Raw genomic sequence first — 16,505 nt, 5'->3', positions numbered from 1 at the left:
TCTGGGGATAAGATGGATTTTTTTAGTACGCAGAACATATTAGTGCATATACCAATTGGCGCCGGGGGATATGACCTGTCGTGGATTGAAGCGGTCGGCACCGTCGCTGGCCTGCTGTGCATCTGGCTGGCGAGCCTGGAGAAGATCGCTAACTATGCCTTCGGGCTGATCAACGTCACGCTGTTTGCCATTATCTTCTTTCAGATCCAGCTCTACGCCAGCCTTCTGCTGCAGATCTTTTTCTTCGCGGCCAACGTCTACGGCTGGTACGCCTGGTCGCGGCAAACCAGTGATAACCAGGCGGAACTGCAAATCCGCTGGCTACCGCTGCCGAAAGCGTTAGGCTGGCTGGCGGCCTGCGTGGTGGCGATTGGCCTGATGACGATATTTATTAACCCGGTGTTCGCGTTTCTGACGCGGATTGCCGTGGCGCTGATGCAAACCCTGGGCCTGCAGGTCGCCATGCCGGAGCTGCAGCCGGACGCCTTCCCGTTCTGGGACTCCTGCATGATGGTGCTCTCCGTCGTAGCGATGATTCTGATGACGCGCAAATATGTCGAAAACTGGCTGCTGTGGGTGATTATAAACGTCATTAGCGTGGTGATTTTCGCCCTGCAGGGCGTCTATGCGATGTCGCTCGAATACCTGCTGCTGACATTTATCGCGCTCAACGGCAGCCGCATGTGGATTAACAGCGCGCGTGAGCGCGGCTCTCACGCGTTTTCCCGTTAATGGTGGTGATGATGTCCATGCCCGGCGTGCGTCATGTTCAGACGGCACTCCGGGCCGCTACAGGGCTGATACTCCATCTGCACCGTAATATGTTCAATCTCATACTTATGCTCCAGGAAGTCGAGGATCCGGTCCAGAAGACCGTCGTGATCGTGCGGCGGTACCACCTGCACGTGCAGCGTCATCACCGTTTTTTCTCCTACCAGCCAGGCATGAACGTGGTGTACGTCGCGAACTTCCGGTATCGAGCGGCGCAAATCGCGTTTTAATGCGTCGACGTTAAGCGAACGCGGCGCGCCCTCCAGCAGTTCATTGACGCTCTCCTGCAGCAGACGCCAGGCGCTGCGCAGAACCAGGCACGACACCAGCACGGACAGAATAGGATCGATAGGCGTCCAGCCGGTGGTGAGGATCACTATCGCGGCAATAATGGCGCCAACCGAACCGAGCAAATCCCCCAGCACGTGCAGCGCGGCGGCGCGCACGTTGAGGTTACGCTCCTCGCTGCCGCGATGCAGGATCCAGAAGGCCAGAATATTGGCCAGCAGCCCGGCAACGGCGATGATCATCATGGTTTTACCGGCAACCGGCTGCGGATGATGAAAGCGCTGAATGGCCTCCCAGACGATCAAAATAGTAATGACCACTAAGGCGATGGCGTTGAGGAAGGCCGCAAGGGTCGTCAGGCGCAGCCAGCCAAAGGTGTGTTGGGCGTTGGGCGGGCGACTGGCGAAACGCACGGCCAGAAAGGCGAACAGCAGCGCCGCGGCGTCCGTCAGCATATGTCCGGCATCGGCCAGCAGCGCCAGCGAACCTGAAATGAGTCCGCCTGCGACCTCAATCAACATGAATCCGGCCGTGACGCAGAACGCCAGCAGCAGCCGACGGGCATTCTTATCTTCGGCGGATGGTGGAGAACGATGCGAGTGCGATTGCCCCATGGTGACATCCCTACATTATTATTTTGATGATTACTTTATGACATGATTCGCGTTTTGGGGTGAATAAAATGAAAAAAGGAGAGCCTTAGCTCTCCCTAACGCTGGCATCCCACCTTGATTACTGCGTGGTACCATCAGTTTTTGTCGCGTCTTCCTGGCCGACTTTTTTATCGGTATCCGGGCAGCGGCCATCCTTACACATTGAGTTCTTGTGCACTTCATCGCTCGACATCCCGTCATGGTTCATGGTCGAGCCGTTAGGGTGGAGCATTGTGCCGCCGGTATCAGTGGAACCGGAGTTGATCTTGCCGTTATCGACGTTGTTGGGCGCCACGTTTTCACGCGCGTCGGGGGCGACCTGACCCGCGTCTGCCGCTGAATTGGCCTGCCCGTTATTCGACTGCGCGCCGGTATCGGCAGCCAGCGCCGCGCCGCTGGCCAGACCCAGGGTTGCTGCGAGGAGAAGATTGGTTAGCTTGTTCATTTTCATTGGATGCTCCTGTTATGTCGATTTATCGCATTACCTCTTCCAACAGTGCATTTGCCGGAGGTTCTACTCGTTGTGGTTTAAGCTTCGGTATTAGCGAACGGCATTAATATATAATGCTGAATGCTAAAGAAAATTAAGTTCTAACAGTTAAAAATTATAGCTTGTGGCCATTATTCCGCGACTTTATGGCGTTTTTTAGCCTATTTCCAGGAATATTCTGCCGCTACTGTAAAATCATGTTTACACTTTTTGACCGAAGAGATAGATTGGAGGGATTGCAATTAACTAGATAAGTATGGCAACGCTGGAAATAAGATGAATTATCAGAACGACGATTTACGCATTAAAGAGATCAACGAATTATTACCTCCCGTTGCGCTCCTGGAAAAATTCCCTGCTACCGAAAATGCCGCCAATACCGTTGCGCATGCGCGCAAAGCGATCCACCAGATCCTGAAAGGTAACGACGATCGGCTGCTGGTGGTGATTGGCCCGTGCTCCATCCACGATCCGGCGGCGGCGAAAGAGTATGCCGAACGCCTGCTTAAGCTTCGCGAGGAGCTTAAAGGGGAGCTGGAAATCGTGATGCGCGTTTATTTTGAAAAACCGCGCACCACCGTGGGCTGGAAAGGGCTGATCAACGATCCGCATATGGATAATAGCTTCCGCATCAACGATGGCCTGCGGATCGCGCGTAAGCTGCTGCTGGACATTAACGACAGCGGTCTGCCTGCGGCCGGGGAGTTCCTCGATATGATCACCCCGCAGTATCTTGCCGACCTGATGAGCTGGGGCGCGATTGGCGCGCGTACCACTGAGTCACAGGTGCATCGCGAGCTCTCTTCCGGCCTCTCCTGTCCGGTAGGTTTTAAAAATGGCACTGATGGAACCATCAAAGTCGCGATTGACGCTATCAACGCCGCCGGCGCGCCGCACTGTTTCCTGTCGGTGACCAAATGGGGGCATTCGGCGATTGTGAATACCAGCGGTAATAGCGATTGCCATATTATCCTGCGCGGCGGTAAAGAGCCGAACTACAGCGCGCAGCACGTGGCCGAAGTGAAGGTCGGTCTGGCGAAAGCAGGCCTGCCCGCTCAGATCATGATCGATTTCAGCCACGCCAACTCCAGCAAGCAGTTTAAAAAGCAGATGGAGGTCGGCGCAGACGTATGCCAGCAGGTTGCCGGCGGCGAGCGGTCGATTATGGGCGTGATGATCGAAAGCCATCTGGTGGAAGGCAATCAGAGTCTCGACAGCGGCGAGCCGCTGGCCTACGGCAAAAGCATTACCGATGCCTGTATTGGCTGGGAAGATACCGATACGCTTCTTCGTCAGCTGGCGAATGCGGTAAAAGCGCGTCGCGGCTAAGCTTTACGCCGACTCTCAAAATAAAAAAAAGCGTGGATAGCTCCACGCTTTTTTTACATCCCGCGAAAATTACTTCGCTTTACCCTGGTTGGCTACGGCCGCGGCTTTCGCGGCGATCTCGTCGGCGTTGCCCAGATAGTAATGTTTGATAGGCTTGAAGTTCTCGTCGAACTCATACACCAGCGGTACGCCGGTCGGGATGTTCAGTTCGAGGATCTCTGCTTCGCCCATATTGTCGAGGTATTTCACCAGCGCGCGCAGGGAGTTACCGTGAGCGGCGATAATCACGCGCTCACCGCTTTTCAGACGCGGCAGAATCGTTTCGTTCCAGTACGGTACGACGCGGTCGATGGTCAGCGCCAGGCTCTCGGTCGTCGGCAGTTCTGCGTCGGTCAGTTTTGCGTAGCGCGGATCGTGGCCCGGATAGCGCTCGTCGTCTTTAGTCAACTCCGGCGGCGTTACCGCGAAGCCGCGACGCCACTGCTTAACCTGCTCATCACCATATTTTTCAGCGGTTTCCGCTTTGTTCAGACCCTGCAGCGCACCGTAGTGACGCTCGTTCAGTTTCCAGGATTTCTCAACCGGTAGCCAGGCCTGATCCAGTTCGTCCAGCACGTTCCACAGGGTGTGGATGGCGCGTTTCAGCACAGAGGTATAAGCAAAGTCGAAGCTGAAGCCTTCTTCTTTCAGCAGCTTACCGGCCGCTTTTGCTTCACCCACGCCTTTTTCAGACAGGTCAACGTCATACCAACCGGTGAAACGGTTTTCGTTGTTCCATTGGCTTTCGCCGTGACGAACGAGTACCAGCTTAGTTACAGCCATACACTTACTCCTCAATACACGTCATCCTTCGCGCCGCTTCCTCGTTGGCTACTTTTACTCACCCTGGCGACATAGTTGACTATGCTGCCAGGATTCGCTCATGTGCCGCCTTGATGCGACCCGAATGCGGTAGTGTATATATTTATTGATTGATAACTATTCTCATTATATTGCCGTGATTTACCTCACGGCAATGCTTATCCCTAACCATAGCGAAAATAGTCGCTCAGTGTAAGGTGCTTGTAAAACAGAGGTTATGTTTTTGTCTGTAAGTGGCGTAATTTTCAGCGAAAGGATAAAAAAAGCCCTCCATCGGGAGGGCGGGGGATTATTGCGCAATAAACTGATATTCCGTCAGGCTGACGTACTCTTCGCCGGGGCGCAGCACGCAATCCGGCTGCGGCCATTCCGGATGGTTTGGCGAATCCGGCAGAAACTCGCTCTCCAGGGCCAGGCCTTGCCAGTCGTCGTACGGCTGCGCCGTGCGCGACGGCGTACCGGCGAGATAGTTGCCGGAGTAGAACTGCAGGGCCGGCGCGGAGGTATAGACCGTCATCTGCAGCTTTTCATCCTGCGACCAGACGTGGGCCGCCGGGCTTTTGGCATCGCCCAGCGCCTGGAGCAGAAAGGCGTGGTCGTAACCTTTCACTTTCTGCTGGTCTTCATCGCGCAGGAAGTCGTCCGCCAGCACCTTCGGCGTGCGGAAATCGAAGCTGGTCAGGGTGACGTTTTGCAAATCGCCTCCCGGAATACCATCGCTCTCAACGGGCAGATACGCATCAGCAAAGATTTGCAGCTTATGGCTACGCACGTCGCTCTGCACGCCATCGAGGTTAAAATAGACGTGGTTGGTCAGGTTCACCGGGCACGGCTGGTCAACGGTGGCGCGATATTCGATGGCTATCCGGTTATCGTCGGTCAGGCGGTAGCGCGCCGTTGCCGTCAGATTACCGGGGAACCCCTGATCGCCATCGCGGGATGAGAGTGAAAACAGCGCGTGACGATCGTCGGCGCTGACAATCTGCCAGCGGCGCTTGTCAAAACCTTCCGGACCGCCGTGCAGCTGATGCCCCGCCTCGTTGGAAGGCGTCAGATTGACGGTGCGGCCATCAAGGGTAAAGCGGCTGTTGGCAATACGGTTAGCGTAACGGCCGACGGAGGCGCCGAGATAGGCGGCCTGTCGGGTATAGTCGCCAGGGTTCGCGCAGCCGAGCAGCGCTTCGCGTACGCTGCCGTCAGCCAGCGTCACGCGCGCGGAGAGCAGCGTCGCGCCCCAGTCCATCACCGTGACCGTCATGCCTGCGTCGTTACGCAGGGTGAGAAGATTCCACGGCTGGCCGTCCGGCGCCAGCTCCGTTGTTGGGTTTAGCATTGTCCAGCTCCCTGAGACGGTTTGCAGACGTAGAAGGTCTCTTTGATACCGGTTTTCGCTTCATACTCTTTGGCAACGGCCTGCTGTACGGTATCGACCAAATCTTCCGGCACCAGCGCAACGATACAGCCGCCGAAACCGCCGCCGGTCATGCGTACGCCGCCTTTATCGCCGATGGTCGCCTTGACGATGTCCACCAGGGTATCAATCTGTGGGACGGTGATTTCAAAATCATCGCGCATGGAAGCGTGAGATTCCGCCATCAGTTCGCCCATCCGCTGCAGGTCGCCTTTTCCCAGCGCGGCGGCGGCTTCTACGGTGCGCGCGTTCTCGGTCAGCACGTGGCGAACGCGTTTGGCGACCACCGGGTCAAGCTCGTGGGCGACGGCATTGAATTCTTGTAAAGTCACATCGCGCAGGGCGGGCTGCTGGAAGAAACGCGCGCCGGTCTCACACTGCTCGCGGCGGGTGTTGTACTCGCTGCCGACCAGGGTGCGCTTAAAGTTACTGTTGATAATCACTACCGCCACGCCTTTCGGCATCGACACCGCTTTCGTTCCTAAGGTGCGGCAGTCGATTAGCAGGGCATGATCTTTTTTACCGAGCGCGGAGATCAGCTGGTCCATAATGCCGCAGTTGCAGCCGACGAACTGGTTTTCCGCTTCCTGGCCGTTCAGCGCGATCTGCGCGCCGTCGAGCGGCAGATGGTACAGCTGCTGGAACACGGTGCCGACGGCGACTTCCAGCGAAGCCGAGGAGCTTAATCCGGCGCCCTGCGGCACGTTGCCGCTGATCACCAGATCTGCGCCGCCGAAAGCGTTATTCCGCTGCTGCAGGTGCTTAACCACGCCGCGAACATAGTTCGACCACTGCTGGGTATCGTGGCTGGTAATCGGCGAGTCGAGAGAGAATTCATCGGTCTGATTGGCGTAATCGGCGGCAATCACCCGCACGGTACGATCGTCGCGCGGCGCGCAGGCGATGACCGTCTGGTAATCAATGGCGCAGGGCAGTACGAACCCGTCGTTATAGTCGGTATGCTCGCCGATCAGGTTAACGCGGCCTGGGGCCTGGATAACATGGCTGGCCGGATAGCCAAATTTCTCAGCAAACAGGGCTTGGGTGTTCTCTTTCAGACTCATGGTTATACTCCGGATTCGCGAAAATGGACGTCGCTCACAGCGCGCAGACGTTCGGCGGCCTGCTCGGCCGTCAGGTCACGCTGGGTTTCGGCCAGCATTTCATAGCCGACCATAAATTTGCGCACCGTCGCGGAGCGCAGCAGCGGCGGATAAAAATGCGCGTGCAGCTGCCAGTGATTATTCTCTTCATCGTTAAACGGCGCGCCGTGCCAGCCCATCGAGTAGGGGAATGAGCACTGGAACAGGTTGTCGTAACGGCTGGTCAGTTTTTTCAGCGCCAGCGCGAGGTCGCTGCGCTGGTCGTCGGTTAAATCAGTCAGGCGCTGTACGTGCGCTTTCGGCAGCAGCAGCGTCTCAAAGGGCCACGCCGCCCAGTAAGGGACCACCGCGAGCCAGTGTTCGGTCTCGACGACGGTGCGGCTACCGTCGGCTAATTCGCGCTGCGCGTAATCCACCAGCATCGGCGCGCCGTGCTCGGTGAAGTACGTTTTTTGCAGACGATCTTCGCGTTCCGCCTCGTTAGGCAGAAAGCTGTTTGCCCACACCTGGCCATGCGGGTGCGGGTTGGAGCAGCCCATTGCCGCGCCTTTATTTTCAAAAACCTGCACCCACGGGTAGGTTTTTCCAAGGTCGGCGGTCTGCTCCTGCCACGTTTTAACCACGCCTTCCAGCGCCTCTACGCTCAGTTCCGGCAGCGTTTTGCTGTGGTCTGGCGAGAAGCAGATGACCCGGCTGGTGCCGCGGGCGCTCTGACAGCGCATTAGCGGGTCGTCGCTTTCCGGGGCGTCTGGGGTATCGGTCATCAAAGCCGCAAAGTCATTGGTAAAAACAAACGTACCGGTGTAGTTCGGGTTTTTGTCGCCGGTGACGCGGGTATTACCCGGGCACAGGAAACAGTCCGGATCGTGCGCGGGCAAGCTCTGTTTTGCCGGCGTTTCCTGCGCCCCCTGCCAGGGGCGCTTGGCGCGATGCGGAGAAACCAGAATCCACTGCCCGGTTAACGGGTTATAACGACGATGTGGATGGTCGACGGGGTTAAATACGCTCATGAAGGTTCCTTAGTCTGGATAACCCTGCGGATGACGGGACTGCCAGTGCCAGGTGTCCTGCGCCATTTCGTCAAGGTTGCGCGTCACGCGCCAGTTCAGCTCGCGATCGGCCTTTTCAGCGTCCGCCCAGTAGGCCGGGAGGTCGCCTTCGCGGCGCGGCGCGAAGTGGTAGTTAATCGGTTTGCCGCAGGCTTTGCTAAAAGCGTTGACCACGTCGAGCACGCTGCTGCCGACGCCTGCGCCAAGGTTATAGATATGCACGCCGGCTTTATCAGCCAGTTTTTCCATCGCCGCGACGTGGCCGTCGGCCAGGTCCATCACGTGAATGTAGTCGCGCACGCCGGTGCCATCTTCGGTTGGGTAGTCGTTGCCGAATACCGCCAGCGATTCACGACGGCCGACCGCGACCTGCGCGATATACGGCATCAGGTTGTTCGGGATGCCCTGCGGATCTTCACCCATATCGCCCGACGGATGCGCGCCGACCGGGTTGAAGTAGCGCAGCAGTGCGATGCTCCACTCCGGCTGCGCTTTTTGCAGGTCAGTGAGGATCTGCTCGACCATCAGCTTGCTTTTACCGTACGGGCTCTGCGGAGTCCCGGTCGGGAAGCTTTCGACATAAGGGATTTTTGGCTGGTCGCCGTACACGGTGGCGGAGGAGCTGAAAATAAAGTTTTTCACGCCCGCGGCGCGCATGGCGGAAACGAGTTTCAGTGTGCCGGTCACGTTGTTGTCGTAGTATTCCAGCGGCTTGGCGACGGATTCGCCGACGGCTTTCAGGCCGGCGAAATGGATCACCGCTTCAATAGCGTGATCGTGAAGGATTTCCGTCATCAGCGCTTCGTTACGAATGTCGCCTTCGACAAAGGTGGCGCTTTTCCCGCCGAGACGTTCAATGATTGGCAGTACGCTGCGTTTACTGTTGCAGAGATTGTCGAGAATAATCACTTCGTGTCCCTGCAGTAGCAGTTGAACGCAGGTGTGACTTCCAATGTAACCGCTACCACCTGTAACCAGTACTTTCATGATTCGCTCCAATAGGCTTATCGTGTGAGAAGAAGATAGCATACCAAAGAAGCCAAAAGTGTGACACAGGCCAAATTGGTGGAATCGTTTACACTAAAATTTCCAATCGGGCCATTTTGGTTTTTTCATTGTAAAAACAGAGTGATGGTGTGTGTGATAGCTATTATTCTGAAAAAATCAGGGATCCGCAGACCCCTGTACAGGCTTAATTTTGCAGCGGACCCTGCTGGTAAGTGTAACCGTCTCCACTCCTCACAAAGGCCAGACGGTGGGTAATGCAGTCCGGGGCGTCTTCGGCGTGATGGGAGACAAACAGCAGCTGCGTCGCCCCTTCGCTAATCAGCACATCAACGAAGCGACGCACCAGCTGACGGTTGAGCGGGTCCAGCCCCTGTAGCGGTTCATCGAGAATCAGCAGGGTCGGGTGTTTGACCAGGGCGCGGACGATCAGCGCCAGCCGCTGCTGCCCCCAGGAGAGGCTGTGGAACGGCGCGTCGGCGGTGCGTTGGTCGATACCCAGAATATCCAGCCAGTTTTGCACCAGCTTGTGCTGCTTATCGGAAACGGCCTGGTAGATGCCGATCGAGTCGAAGTAGCCCGAGAGAATCACGTTACGCACGTTGGTGCTGACGCGGTATTCAAGGTGCAGGCTGCTGCTGACGTAACCAATATGTTTTTTGACATCCCAGATGGTTTCACCGCTGCCGCGGCGGCGGCCAAACAGGGTCAGATCGTTACTGTATCCCTGGGGATGATCGCCGGTGACCAGACTGAGTAGCGTCGATTTACCGGCGCCGTTGGGGCCGACGATCTGCCAGTGCTCGCCGGGATTGACCGTCCAACTGAGGCGATTAATGATCGGGCGGTCGTTGTAAGAAACCAGACCGTCGTTTAGCACGATGAGCGGCGCTTTGCTGTCTAGCGCAAGGCGCGCGGCGGGGGCGTCGGGTTCTGGCAGCGTCATGCCGTCAAGCTTTTCGCTATGCGCGAGCTGGGCAATCAGCGCCTGCTGCAGCAGAGCCTGCTTTTCGCCGGTTTCGCTCAGCACGCAGTCCGCCAGCACCCCGGCATACTGCACGAACGCCGGGATCTCGTCGAAACGATTGAGAACCAGAACAAGGGCGATACCTTCGTCGTTCAGCCTGGCCAACATCTCGGCGAGCTGCTGGCGCGAGGCGACATCGAGGCCGTCGAACGGCTCATCAAGGATAAGCAGGTCGGGATCGCCCATCAGCGCCTGGCACAGCAGGGTCTTGCGCGTTTCACCGGTAGAGAGGTATTTAAAGCGGCGCTCGAGCAGGTGGCTAATGGCAAATTGTTCAGCAAGGCGAGCGCAGCGGGTGGCGTCTTTAAACTCATCCTGGATAATTTCCGCCGTCGTGCGCCCGGTATCTTCTTCTCCCGGGCTGAGCAAATCGGTGTTGTTACGCTGCCACTCATCGCTGACCAGCTTTTGCAGCTGCTCAAAAGAGAGACGGGTGATGCGCGAGAAGGTGCACTCGCGCTGCCCGCTTAGCAGGGTCAGCTCGCCGGATAACGCCCGCGCAAGCGCCGACTTCCCGCTACCGTTGCTGCCGACGAAAGCCCAGCTTTCGCCAGCCCGCACGCTGAGGTGTTCAATATTTAACGTTTTGGTATCGCTAAGACGAAACGTGCCTTGCGAAATTTGCAACAATGACATTGTGTATCCCACTTTTTGCAGCGATGTACTTCAGGGATACGTCTTCGCGAGCGCAATGTCAATGCCGTTAGCACAACGTGGCAAGAATGATGCGATCGGCGTTAAAATATGCTATCGCCTCCGCCCCTTCCGCCAGATCGCGCGTCTGTTCCAGCGGCAGGGTGGCGCAGAGGCTCTGCCCATCCGGGAGCGCCATGAGCACTTCGCACTGCTCCGGTCCGCGTTCGATGTGGGTGATACGTCCGGCCAGCTGGTTGTCGGCCTGTTGCGCCAGGGCCGCATCCTGGGTCATGCCGACCCACGGCGCTTTGAGCAGCACTAATACTTCCTGGCCTTCAGCAAGGCCCAGACGATCGGCGCTTTGGGCGGTAATGGCGACTTTAAAGCGGGTTTGCCCATCGGCCAGCAGGACTTCAACGTGCTGCTGGACCTGCTGATGGTCGCGGCCGGTAATGGTGCCGAACCACTGGTTGCGCGCGCTGGTCTGCAGAGAGAATCGCGAAATGGCGGCCAGCAGGCTGTCGAGGGGAAGGGCATCATCATCGCTCAGGACATCGAACGCTTTCTGCTGAATCTGCGCCAGCAGGTCGTAAAGCTGAATCAGCCGCTGCCCGTAGCGGGTGAGGACCGCGCCGCCGCCGCCTTTGCCGCCGGTTGCACGGTCGACCAGTGGCTGCTCGCTGAGCTGATTCATGTCATTAATCGCATCCCATGCGCTTTTATAGCTGATGCCCGCGTTTTTTGCCCCCTGGCTAATTGAGCCGGTCTGGTCAATCTGTTTCAGCAGGGCGATACGGCGGGGATCGGCGAACAGGCGCTGCTGTAATTTGAGGGTAAGAAGGATTTCAGCCTGCATAATCATATCCTGATGAAAAAGAGTATTGTGACCGATAGCGGTCATCTTGCAAGATGCATCTCTCACGGTGGCCAGTGAGGCACCGCACAAATGGGGCGTGTTTTTCCGGCTGAATTAGTTACAATAAACTATCCGTACTTTCTGGAGCCAACCATGTTAGAGCTATTGAAAAGTCTGGTTTTTGCCGTAGTCATGGTCCCTGTGGTGATGGCTATCATCCTGGGCTTGATTTACGGGCTGGGCGAAGTGTTTAACCTCTTCTCCGGAGCCGGTCATAAAGACAGCAGACCGCAAAACCACTGATTTCCCCCGCGCCCGGTTCTCCCGGGCGTTTTTATTTGTCCCCCCTCCATTGAGCCGTTACTGATTACCCCTAATTTTCGCTGGGAAAATCTTAGCGCTATCGTTATATTGTCTACTACATAACGAACCGACGGGAGTTTCAGATGACAGGTCAATGGTTACGCTTTATCGCTGGGGCAACGTTAACGTTTTCCGTTGCGGGTCACGCGCTGGCGGAAGAGGGCAAGGTGACGGTTTTTGCCGCGGCATCGCTCACCAACGCCATGCAGGATATCGCTAAAGAGTATAAGAAAGAGAAGAACGTTGATGTTGTCTCTTCTTTTGCGTCTTCATCGACCCTGGCGCGACAGATTGAAGCGGGCGCGCCGGCGGATCTGTTTATCTCCGCCGACCAGAAATGGATGGATTACGCGGTCGAGAAAAAAAGCATTGATACCGCATCACGCGCGACGCTGCTCGGCAATAGCCTGGTGGTCGTGGCGCCGAAGGCCAGCGCTCAGGGCGATATCAGTATTAATGATAAAACCGACTGGACCAGCCTGCTGAAAGGCGGTCGTCTGGCCGTTGGCGACCCGGAGCACGTGCCGGCCGGCATCTATGCGAAAGAAGCGCTGCAAAAGCTGGGTGCCTGGGAGACGCTGTCGCCGAAGCTGGCTCCGGCGGAAGACGTGCGCGGCGCGCTGGCTCTGGTTGAGCGCAGCGAAGCGCCGTTGGGGATCGTGTACGGCTCTGATGCGGTCGCCAGCAAGGGCGTAAAAGTTGTCGGTACCTTCCCGGAAGATTCCCATAAGAAAGTGGAATATCCGCTGGCCATCGTCGACGGGCATAAAAATGCCACGGTCAGCGCGTTTTATGACTATCTTAAAGGGCCGGAAGCTTCCGCCATCTTTAAACGTTACGGATTTTCTACCCACTAATGTTCTTAAGCGATCCTGAATGGCAGGCGGTACTGCTGAGCCTGAAAGTCTCATCCCTGGCGGTGTTACTGAGCTTGCCTTTTGGCATCTTTTTTTCCTGGCTGCTGGTTCGCCGGGATTTTCCCGGTAAAGCGCTGCTCGATAGCCTTCTCCACCTGCCGCTGGTATTACCGCCGGTGGTGGTGGGGTATCTGTTGCTGATCGCGATGGGAAGACGGGGTTTTATCGGCAGCTGGCTGTACGACTGGTTTGGTCTGAGCTTTGCGTTTAGCTGGCGCGGCGCGGTACTGGCGGCGGCGGTGATGTCCTTTCCGCTGATGGTGCGGGCCATTCGCCTCGCGCTGGAAGGGGTCGACATCAAGCTTGAGCAGGCGGCGCGTACCCTCGGCGCCGGCCGCTGGCGGGTGTTTTTCACGATTACGCTACCGTTGACGCTACCCGGCATTATCGTCGGCACCGTGCTGGCTTTCGCCCGCTCGCTGGGCGAGTTTGGCGCCACCATCACGTTTGTTGCCAATATTCCTGGGGAAACGCGCACCATCCCTTCGGCAATGTATACCCTGATTCAGACTCCCGGCGGCGAAGGCGCGGCCGCGCGTTTATGCCTGATTTCGATTGCGCTGGCGCTGGTATCGCTGCTGATTTCCGAATGGCTGGCCCGCCTTAGCCGTCAGCGGATGGGGAAATAATCATGCTCGAACTCGACTTTAGCCAGACGCTGGGCACCCACTGCCTGCAAATTCGCGAGACGCTTCCCGCCAGCGGCATCACCGCGGTTTTCGGCGTCTCAGGCGCGGGTAAAACCTCGCTGATTAACGCCATTAGCGGCCTGACGCGCCCGCAGCAGGGGCGCATCGTGCTTAACGGCAGAGTGCTTAATGATGTTGAAAAACGTATCTGCCTGGCGCCGGAAAGACGCCGTATTGGCTACGTTTTTCAGGACGCTCGCCTGTTCCCGCACTATAAGGTGCGCGGCAATCTGCAATATGGCATGGCGAAGAATATGGCGGCGCAGTTTGACAAGCTGGTGGCGCTGCTTGGCATTGCGCCGCTGCTTGACCGCCTGCCGGGCGGTCTCTCCGGCGGAGAAAAACAGCGGGTGGCGATTGGCCGGGCGCTGCTTACCGCCCCGGAACTGCTGCTGCTGGATGAGCCGCTGGCGTCGCTGGATATCCCGCGCAAGCGCGAACTATTGCCCTATTTGCAGCGTCTGGCGCGCGAAATCAATATCCCGATGCTGTACGTCAGCCACTCTCTGGATGAGATTCAGCATCTGGCGGATAACGTCCTGGTGCTGGAAGCGGGGAAAGTCAAAGCCTTTGGTTGCCTGGAAGAGGTGTGGAGCAGTAGCGTAATGCACCCCTGGCTTCCCCAGGATCAGCAAAGCACTATCCTGAACGTAACCGTCGCCGCTCAGCATCCGCGGTATGCCATGACCGCGCTGGCGCTGGGCGATCGGCAGATATGGGTCAACCGGCTCGACAGGCCGCAGGGCGAAAGCGCGCGGATCCGCATTCAGGCCTCGGACGTTTCTCTGGTGCTGCAGCCCGCTCAGCAAACCAGTATCCGCAACATTTTGCCCGCGCAGGTCATGCAGTGCATTGAAAGCCATGGCCAGGTTGAGGTCAGGCTGGAGATTAGCGGCCGTACGCTATGGGCGCGCATCAGCCCCTGGGCTCGTGATGAGCTGGGGGTTGTCCCAGGCCAGCGGCTGTATGCGCAGATAAAAAGCGTGTCGATAGCCGCCTGATTACAACAGGTGGCGATAGATGTAGTCGGCGATGCTGGTGGTCTCGTTTTCGCCGATCACGACGTTGGCGCGCGCTTTGACGTCCTCCACCGCGTTGCCCATCGCCACGCCGGTACCGGCGGCTTCCAGCATGCTGAGGTCGTTATAATTGTCGCCGAAAGCGATAACATCCTGCATCGACAGCCCCTGCGACGCGACCCACTGGGCCAGGCGTTTGCCTTTGCTGTTGCCTTCCCGGGCAATATCCACCTGATCGTGCCACGACCATTCGCATTCCAGACCCAGCGTCTGACCAACATGTTGGGCAAAGCGCTGTAGTTTTGCGGTGTCTTCATCGGTCAGGGCGAATTTCCACACGGCCTTGACTTCACGGGCCGCCTGCGCCAGAGAATCGACCTGAGTGAACACCGGACGCTGCTCGACGGGCAGCGACTGCGCCCAGTTGGCGGTGCGGATAACGTGCCCGGTCGGCTGCTCATACAGCATGGCGTCATCGACGTACATCAGACCGTGAATAGCGTGCTCGTTAAGCATTTCGGTCAGGCTCAGGGCTTTGTCTACCGGCATAGGATCGGACTCCAGAACCTTTTTTGCATGATAATCATACAAATAAGTGCCGTTACAGCAAATTGCAGGTGTATCCAGAGCCAGCGCCTGATAAAAAGGATGGATAGCGACGTGATGTCGACCGGTGACGACGATGATCTGATATCCCGCGTCTTTGGCGCGTGCCAGCGCGTCGAGCGAGGCGGGGAGAATGGTTTTTTTGCCGGTGAGTAGGGTGCCGTCTAAGTCCAGGGCAATCACGCGTGAGGTCATGTGTTGTTTCCGGTTAATGATGAAAAGTTAGCAGGCTATGATGGTACACCGCTGCGCCATTCGGGCAAACTTTTCAGCATCTACCGCTAAAGAGCCGATACACTTGATCTTTCAGGCTGCGAGGAGGCAACCTGAATAGCATGGTGTATGCATATTGTGTTTTTCAGGGTGCCGTTAGTCTGAAAAATGAAATTTCCACGTGCAGTGAGGAAGGAGTATTCATGAAACAAACCGTTTATACCGCCAGCCCGGAAAGCCAGCAGATCCACGTCTGGGATCTGGATCTTGCGGGGAAACTGACCCTGGTGCAGGTTGTCGATGCCCCCGGGCAGGTCCAGCCGATGGTGGTGAGCCCGAACAAAGAGTATCTCTACGTCGGCGTGCGTCCGGAGTTTCGCGTACTGGCCTACCGCATTGCGCCCGATAACGGCGCCCTGACCTTCGCTGGCGAAGCCCCGCTGCCGGGTAGCCCAACGCATATTTCTACCGATCATCAGGGGCGCTTTGTGTTTAGCGCGTCCTATAATGCAGGCTGCGTGAGCGTCACGCCGCTGGTGGACGGCCTGCCGCGAGAAGCGGTGACGGTTGTCGAAGGGCTGGAAGGCTGCCATTCGGCAAATATTTCCCCGGACAATCGCACCCTGTGGGTGCCGGCGCTGAAGCAGGATCGTATCTGCCTGTTTACCCTGAGCGACGACGGTTTTCTCGCAGAGCAGGAGCCGGCTGAAGTGACCACCGTTGAAGGCGCAGGCCCGCGTCATATGGTGTTCCACCCGAACCAGCAGTACGGCTACTGCGTCAACGAACTGAACAGCTCCGTTGACGTCTGGGAGCTGAAAGATCCGCACGGCAAAATCGAGTGCGTACAGACCCTGGACATGATGCCGCCTGATTTCGCCGGCGTGCGCTGGGCGGCGGATATCCATCTGACCCCGGATGGCCGTCACCTCTACGCCTGCGATCGTACCGCCAGCATTATCACCATCTTCAGCGTCTCGGAAGACGGCAGCGTGCTGTCGATTGAAGGTTATCAGAATACCGAGACCCAGCCGCGCGGCTTTAACCTCGATCATAGCGGCAAATATCTGATCGCCGCCGGTCAGAAGTCGCATCATATCGCGGTGTATGAAATCGAAGGCGAGCAGGGGCTGCTAGAGGAAAAAGGGCGCTATGCCGTAGGCCAGGGCCCAATGTGGGTGGTGGTAAACGCTTACTAAACCCGCCGTGCGTGACAGAA

17 protein-coding genes are annotated in these 16,505 nt (G+C 57.4%); 7 read left to right on the top strand and 10 right to left on the bottom strand.

Annotated features, from left to right (window positions below; genetic code table 11):
• Nucleotides 1-12 precede the first annotated feature (12 nt).
• The gene (gene pnuC, locus ACE3MN_RS18505; protein ID WP_049086250.1) at nt 13-732 is read left to right on the top strand and encodes a nicotinamide riboside transporter PnuC; all 720 of its coding nucleotides are present in this window, start codon (nt 13-15) and stop codon (nt 730-732) included.
• Here the strand turns inward: pnuC and zitB are convergent.
• A complete protein-coding gene (zitB, locus tag ACE3MN_RS18500; RefSeq protein ID WP_004135002.1) occupies nt 729-1,673 on the bottom strand; it encodes a CDF family zinc transporter ZitB in 945 nt (314 codons plus the stop codon). The genes pnuC and zitB overlap by 4 nt on opposite strands.
• 118 nt (nt 1,674-1,791) lie before the next feature.
• Complete coding sequence (locus ACE3MN_RS18495; protein ID WP_064342367.1) at nt 1,792-2,163, bottom strand: YbgS-like family protein; 372 nt, start codon at nt 2,161-2,163, stop codon at nt 1,792-1,794.
• A gap of 315 nt (nt 2,164-2,478) precedes the next feature.
• On the opposite strand from ACE3MN_RS18495, the gene aroG reads away from it, so the two are divergent.
• Nucleotides 2,479-3,531 carry a 3-deoxy-7-phosphoheptulonate synthase AroG gene (gene aroG / locus ACE3MN_RS18490; protein WP_004134998.1) on the top strand — a complete coding sequence of 351 codons (1,053 nt, stop codon included), beginning with the start codon at nt 2,479-2,481 and terminating at the stop codon, nt 3,529-3,531.
• Between the two features lie 69 nt (nt 3,532-3,600).
• Here aroG and gpmA read toward each other — a convergent pair whose 3' ends face one another.
• From gpmA to modE, 7 genes are all read right to left on the bottom strand, one after another.
• Nucleotides 3,601-4,353, bottom strand: a complete 753-nt coding sequence (gpmA, locus tag ACE3MN_RS18485) for a 2,3-diphosphoglycerate-dependent phosphoglycerate mutase (protein ID WP_004100351.1) — start codon at nt 4,351-4,353, stop codon at nt 3,601-3,603.
• Nucleotides 4,354-4,681: 328 nt separating this feature from the next.
• On the bottom strand, nt 4,682-5,725 hold the full coding sequence (gene galM / locus ACE3MN_RS18480) for a galactose-1-epimerase (protein WP_004134996.1): 1,044 nt from the start codon (nt 5,723-5,725) through the stop codon (nt 4,682-4,684).
• Complete coding sequence (gene galK, locus ACE3MN_RS18475) at nt 5,719-6,867, bottom strand: galactokinase (protein WP_102650073.1); 1,149 nt, start codon at nt 6,865-6,867, stop codon at nt 5,719-5,721. Before galK ends, galM begins: the two co-directional genes overlap by 7 nt.
• A gap of 2 nt (nt 6,868-6,869) precedes the next feature.
• On the bottom strand, nt 6,870-7,916 hold the full coding sequence (gene galT, locus ACE3MN_RS18470) for a galactose-1-phosphate uridylyltransferase (protein ID WP_024360163.1): 1,047 nt from the start codon (nt 7,914-7,916) through the stop codon (nt 6,870-6,872).
• Nucleotides 7,917-7,925: 9 nt separating this feature from the next.
• Entirely contained in the window at nt 7,926-8,942 is a 1,017-nt protein-coding gene (gene galE, locus ACE3MN_RS18465) for a UDP-glucose 4-epimerase GalE (RefSeq protein WP_024360162.1), read from the bottom strand.
• A gap of 205 nt (nt 8,943-9,147) precedes the next feature.
• Complete coding sequence (gene modF, locus ACE3MN_RS18460) at nt 9,148-10,623, bottom strand: molybdate ABC transporter ATP-binding protein ModF (protein ID WP_102650072.1); 1,476 nt, start codon at nt 10,621-10,623, stop codon at nt 9,148-9,150.
• 67 nt (nt 10,624-10,690) lie between these two features.
• Nucleotides 10,691-11,479 (bottom strand): molybdenum-dependent transcriptional regulator, encoded by a 789-nt coding sequence (gene modE / locus ACE3MN_RS18455; RefSeq protein WP_024360160.1) that lies wholly within the window; start codon nt 11,477-11,479, stop codon nt 10,691-10,693.
• A gap of 153 nt (nt 11,480-11,632) precedes the next feature.
• On the opposite strand from modE, the gene ACE3MN_RS18450 reads away from it, so the two are divergent.
• The 4 genes from ACE3MN_RS18450 to modC all read left to right on the top strand — a co-directional run bounded on the left by ACE3MN_RS18450 (nt 11,633) and on the right by modC (nt 14,449).
• Nucleotides 11,633-11,782: an AcrZ family multidrug efflux pump-associated protein gene (locus ACE3MN_RS18450; protein WP_004134988.1), complete on the top strand. Its 150-nt coding sequence runs from the start codon at nt 11,633-11,635 to the stop codon at nt 11,780-11,782.
• Between the two features lie 143 nt (nt 11,783-11,925).
• Nucleotides 11,926-12,699 (top strand): molybdate ABC transporter substrate-binding protein, encoded by a 774-nt coding sequence (gene modA, locus ACE3MN_RS18445; RefSeq protein WP_024360159.1) that lies wholly within the window; start codon nt 11,926-11,928, stop codon nt 12,697-12,699.
• Nucleotides 12,699-13,388 carry a molybdate ABC transporter permease subunit gene (modB, locus tag ACE3MN_RS18440; protein WP_004134985.1) on the top strand — a complete coding sequence of 230 codons (690 nt, stop codon included), beginning with the start codon at nt 12,699-12,701 and terminating at the stop codon, nt 13,386-13,388. Before modA ends, modB begins: the two co-directional genes overlap by 1 nt.
• Before the next feature lie 2 nt (nt 13,389-13,390).
• Nucleotides 13,391-14,449 (top strand): molybdenum ABC transporter ATP-binding protein ModC, encoded by a 1,059-nt coding sequence (gene modC, locus ACE3MN_RS18435; RefSeq protein WP_004134983.1) that lies wholly within the window; start codon nt 13,391-13,393, stop codon nt 14,447-14,449.
• Here modC and ACE3MN_RS18430 read toward each other — a convergent pair whose 3' ends face one another.
• Nucleotides 14,450-15,268, bottom strand: a complete 819-nt coding sequence (locus tag ACE3MN_RS18430) for a pyridoxal phosphatase (protein WP_004134981.1) — start codon at nt 15,266-15,268, stop codon at nt 14,450-14,452.
• 221 nt (nt 15,269-15,489) lie between these two features.
• Between ACE3MN_RS18430 and pgl the strand changes: the two genes are divergently transcribed.
• On the top strand, nt 15,490-16,485 hold the full coding sequence (gene pgl, locus ACE3MN_RS18425) for a 6-phosphogluconolactonase (RefSeq protein ID WP_101867889.1): 996 nt from the start codon (nt 15,490-15,492) through the stop codon (nt 16,483-16,485).
• Nucleotides 16,486-16,505 lie beyond the last annotated feature (20 nt).

This window comes from Klebsiella grimontii (assembly GCF_042137965.1).
Taxonomy (GTDB): domain Bacteria; phylum Pseudomonadota; class Gammaproteobacteria; order Enterobacterales; family Enterobacteriaceae; genus Klebsiella; species Klebsiella grimontii.
The sequence above is the reverse complement of the archived record's forward strand: the minus strand, read 5'-3'. Positions and strand labels throughout refer to the sequence as shown.

What these genes read in the sequence shown, in the direction of transcription:
- pnuC (WP_049086250.1), top strand. Translation starts at nt 13, where the DNA reads ATGGATTTTTTTAGTACGCAGAACATATTAGTGCATATACCAATTGGC.
- zitB (WP_004135002.1), bottom strand. Translation starts at nt 1,673, where the DNA reads ATGGGGCAATCGCACTCGCATCGTTCTCCACCATCCGCCGAAGATAAG.
- ACE3MN_RS18495 (WP_064342367.1), bottom strand. Translation starts at nt 2,163, where the DNA reads ATGAAAATGAACAAGCTAACCAATCTTCTCCTCGCAGCAACCCTGGGT.
- aroG (WP_004134998.1), top strand. Translation starts at nt 2,479, where the DNA reads ATGAATTATCAGAACGACGATTTACGCATTAAAGAGATCAACGAATTA.
- gpmA (WP_004100351.1), bottom strand. Translation starts at nt 4,353, where the DNA reads ATGGCTGTAACTAAGCTGGTACTCGTTCGTCACGGCGAAAGCCAATGG.
- galM (WP_004134996.1), bottom strand. Translation starts at nt 5,725, where the DNA reads ATGCTAAACCCAACAACGGAGCTGGCGCCGGACGGCCAGCCGTGGAAT.
- galK (WP_102650073.1), bottom strand. Translation starts at nt 6,867, where the DNA reads ATGAGTCTGAAAGAGAACACCCAAGCCCTGTTTGCTGAGAAATTTGGC.
- galT (WP_024360163.1), bottom strand. Translation starts at nt 7,916, where the DNA reads ATGAGCGTATTTAACCCCGTCGACCATCCACATCGTCGTTATAACCCG.
- galE (WP_024360162.1), bottom strand. Translation starts at nt 8,942, where the DNA reads ATGAAAGTACTGGTTACAGGTGGTAGCGGTTACATTGGAAGTCACACC.
- modF (WP_102650072.1), bottom strand. Translation starts at nt 10,623, where the DNA reads ATGTCATTGTTGCAAATTTCGCAAGGCACGTTTCGTCTTAGCGATACC.
- modE (WP_024360160.1), bottom strand. Translation starts at nt 11,479, where the DNA reads ATGCAGGCTGAAATCCTTCTTACCCTCAAATTACAGCAGCGCCTGTTC.
- ACE3MN_RS18450 (WP_004134988.1), top strand. Translation starts at nt 11,633, where the DNA reads ATGTTAGAGCTATTGAAAAGTCTGGTTTTTGCCGTAGTCATGGTCCCT.
- modA (WP_024360159.1), top strand. Translation starts at nt 11,926, where the DNA reads ATGACAGGTCAATGGTTACGCTTTATCGCTGGGGCAACGTTAACGTTT.
- modB (WP_004134985.1), top strand. Translation starts at nt 12,699, where the DNA reads ATGTTCTTAAGCGATCCTGAATGGCAGGCGGTACTGCTGAGCCTGAAA.
- modC (WP_004134983.1), top strand. Translation starts at nt 13,391, where the DNA reads ATGCTCGAACTCGACTTTAGCCAGACGCTGGGCACCCACTGCCTGCAA.
- ACE3MN_RS18430 (WP_004134981.1), bottom strand. Translation starts at nt 15,268, where the DNA reads ATGACCTCACGCGTGATTGCCCTGGACTTAGACGGCACCCTACTCACC.
- pgl (WP_101867889.1), top strand. Translation starts at nt 15,490, where the DNA reads ATGAAACAAACCGTTTATACCGCCAGCCCGGAAAGCCAGCAGATCCAC.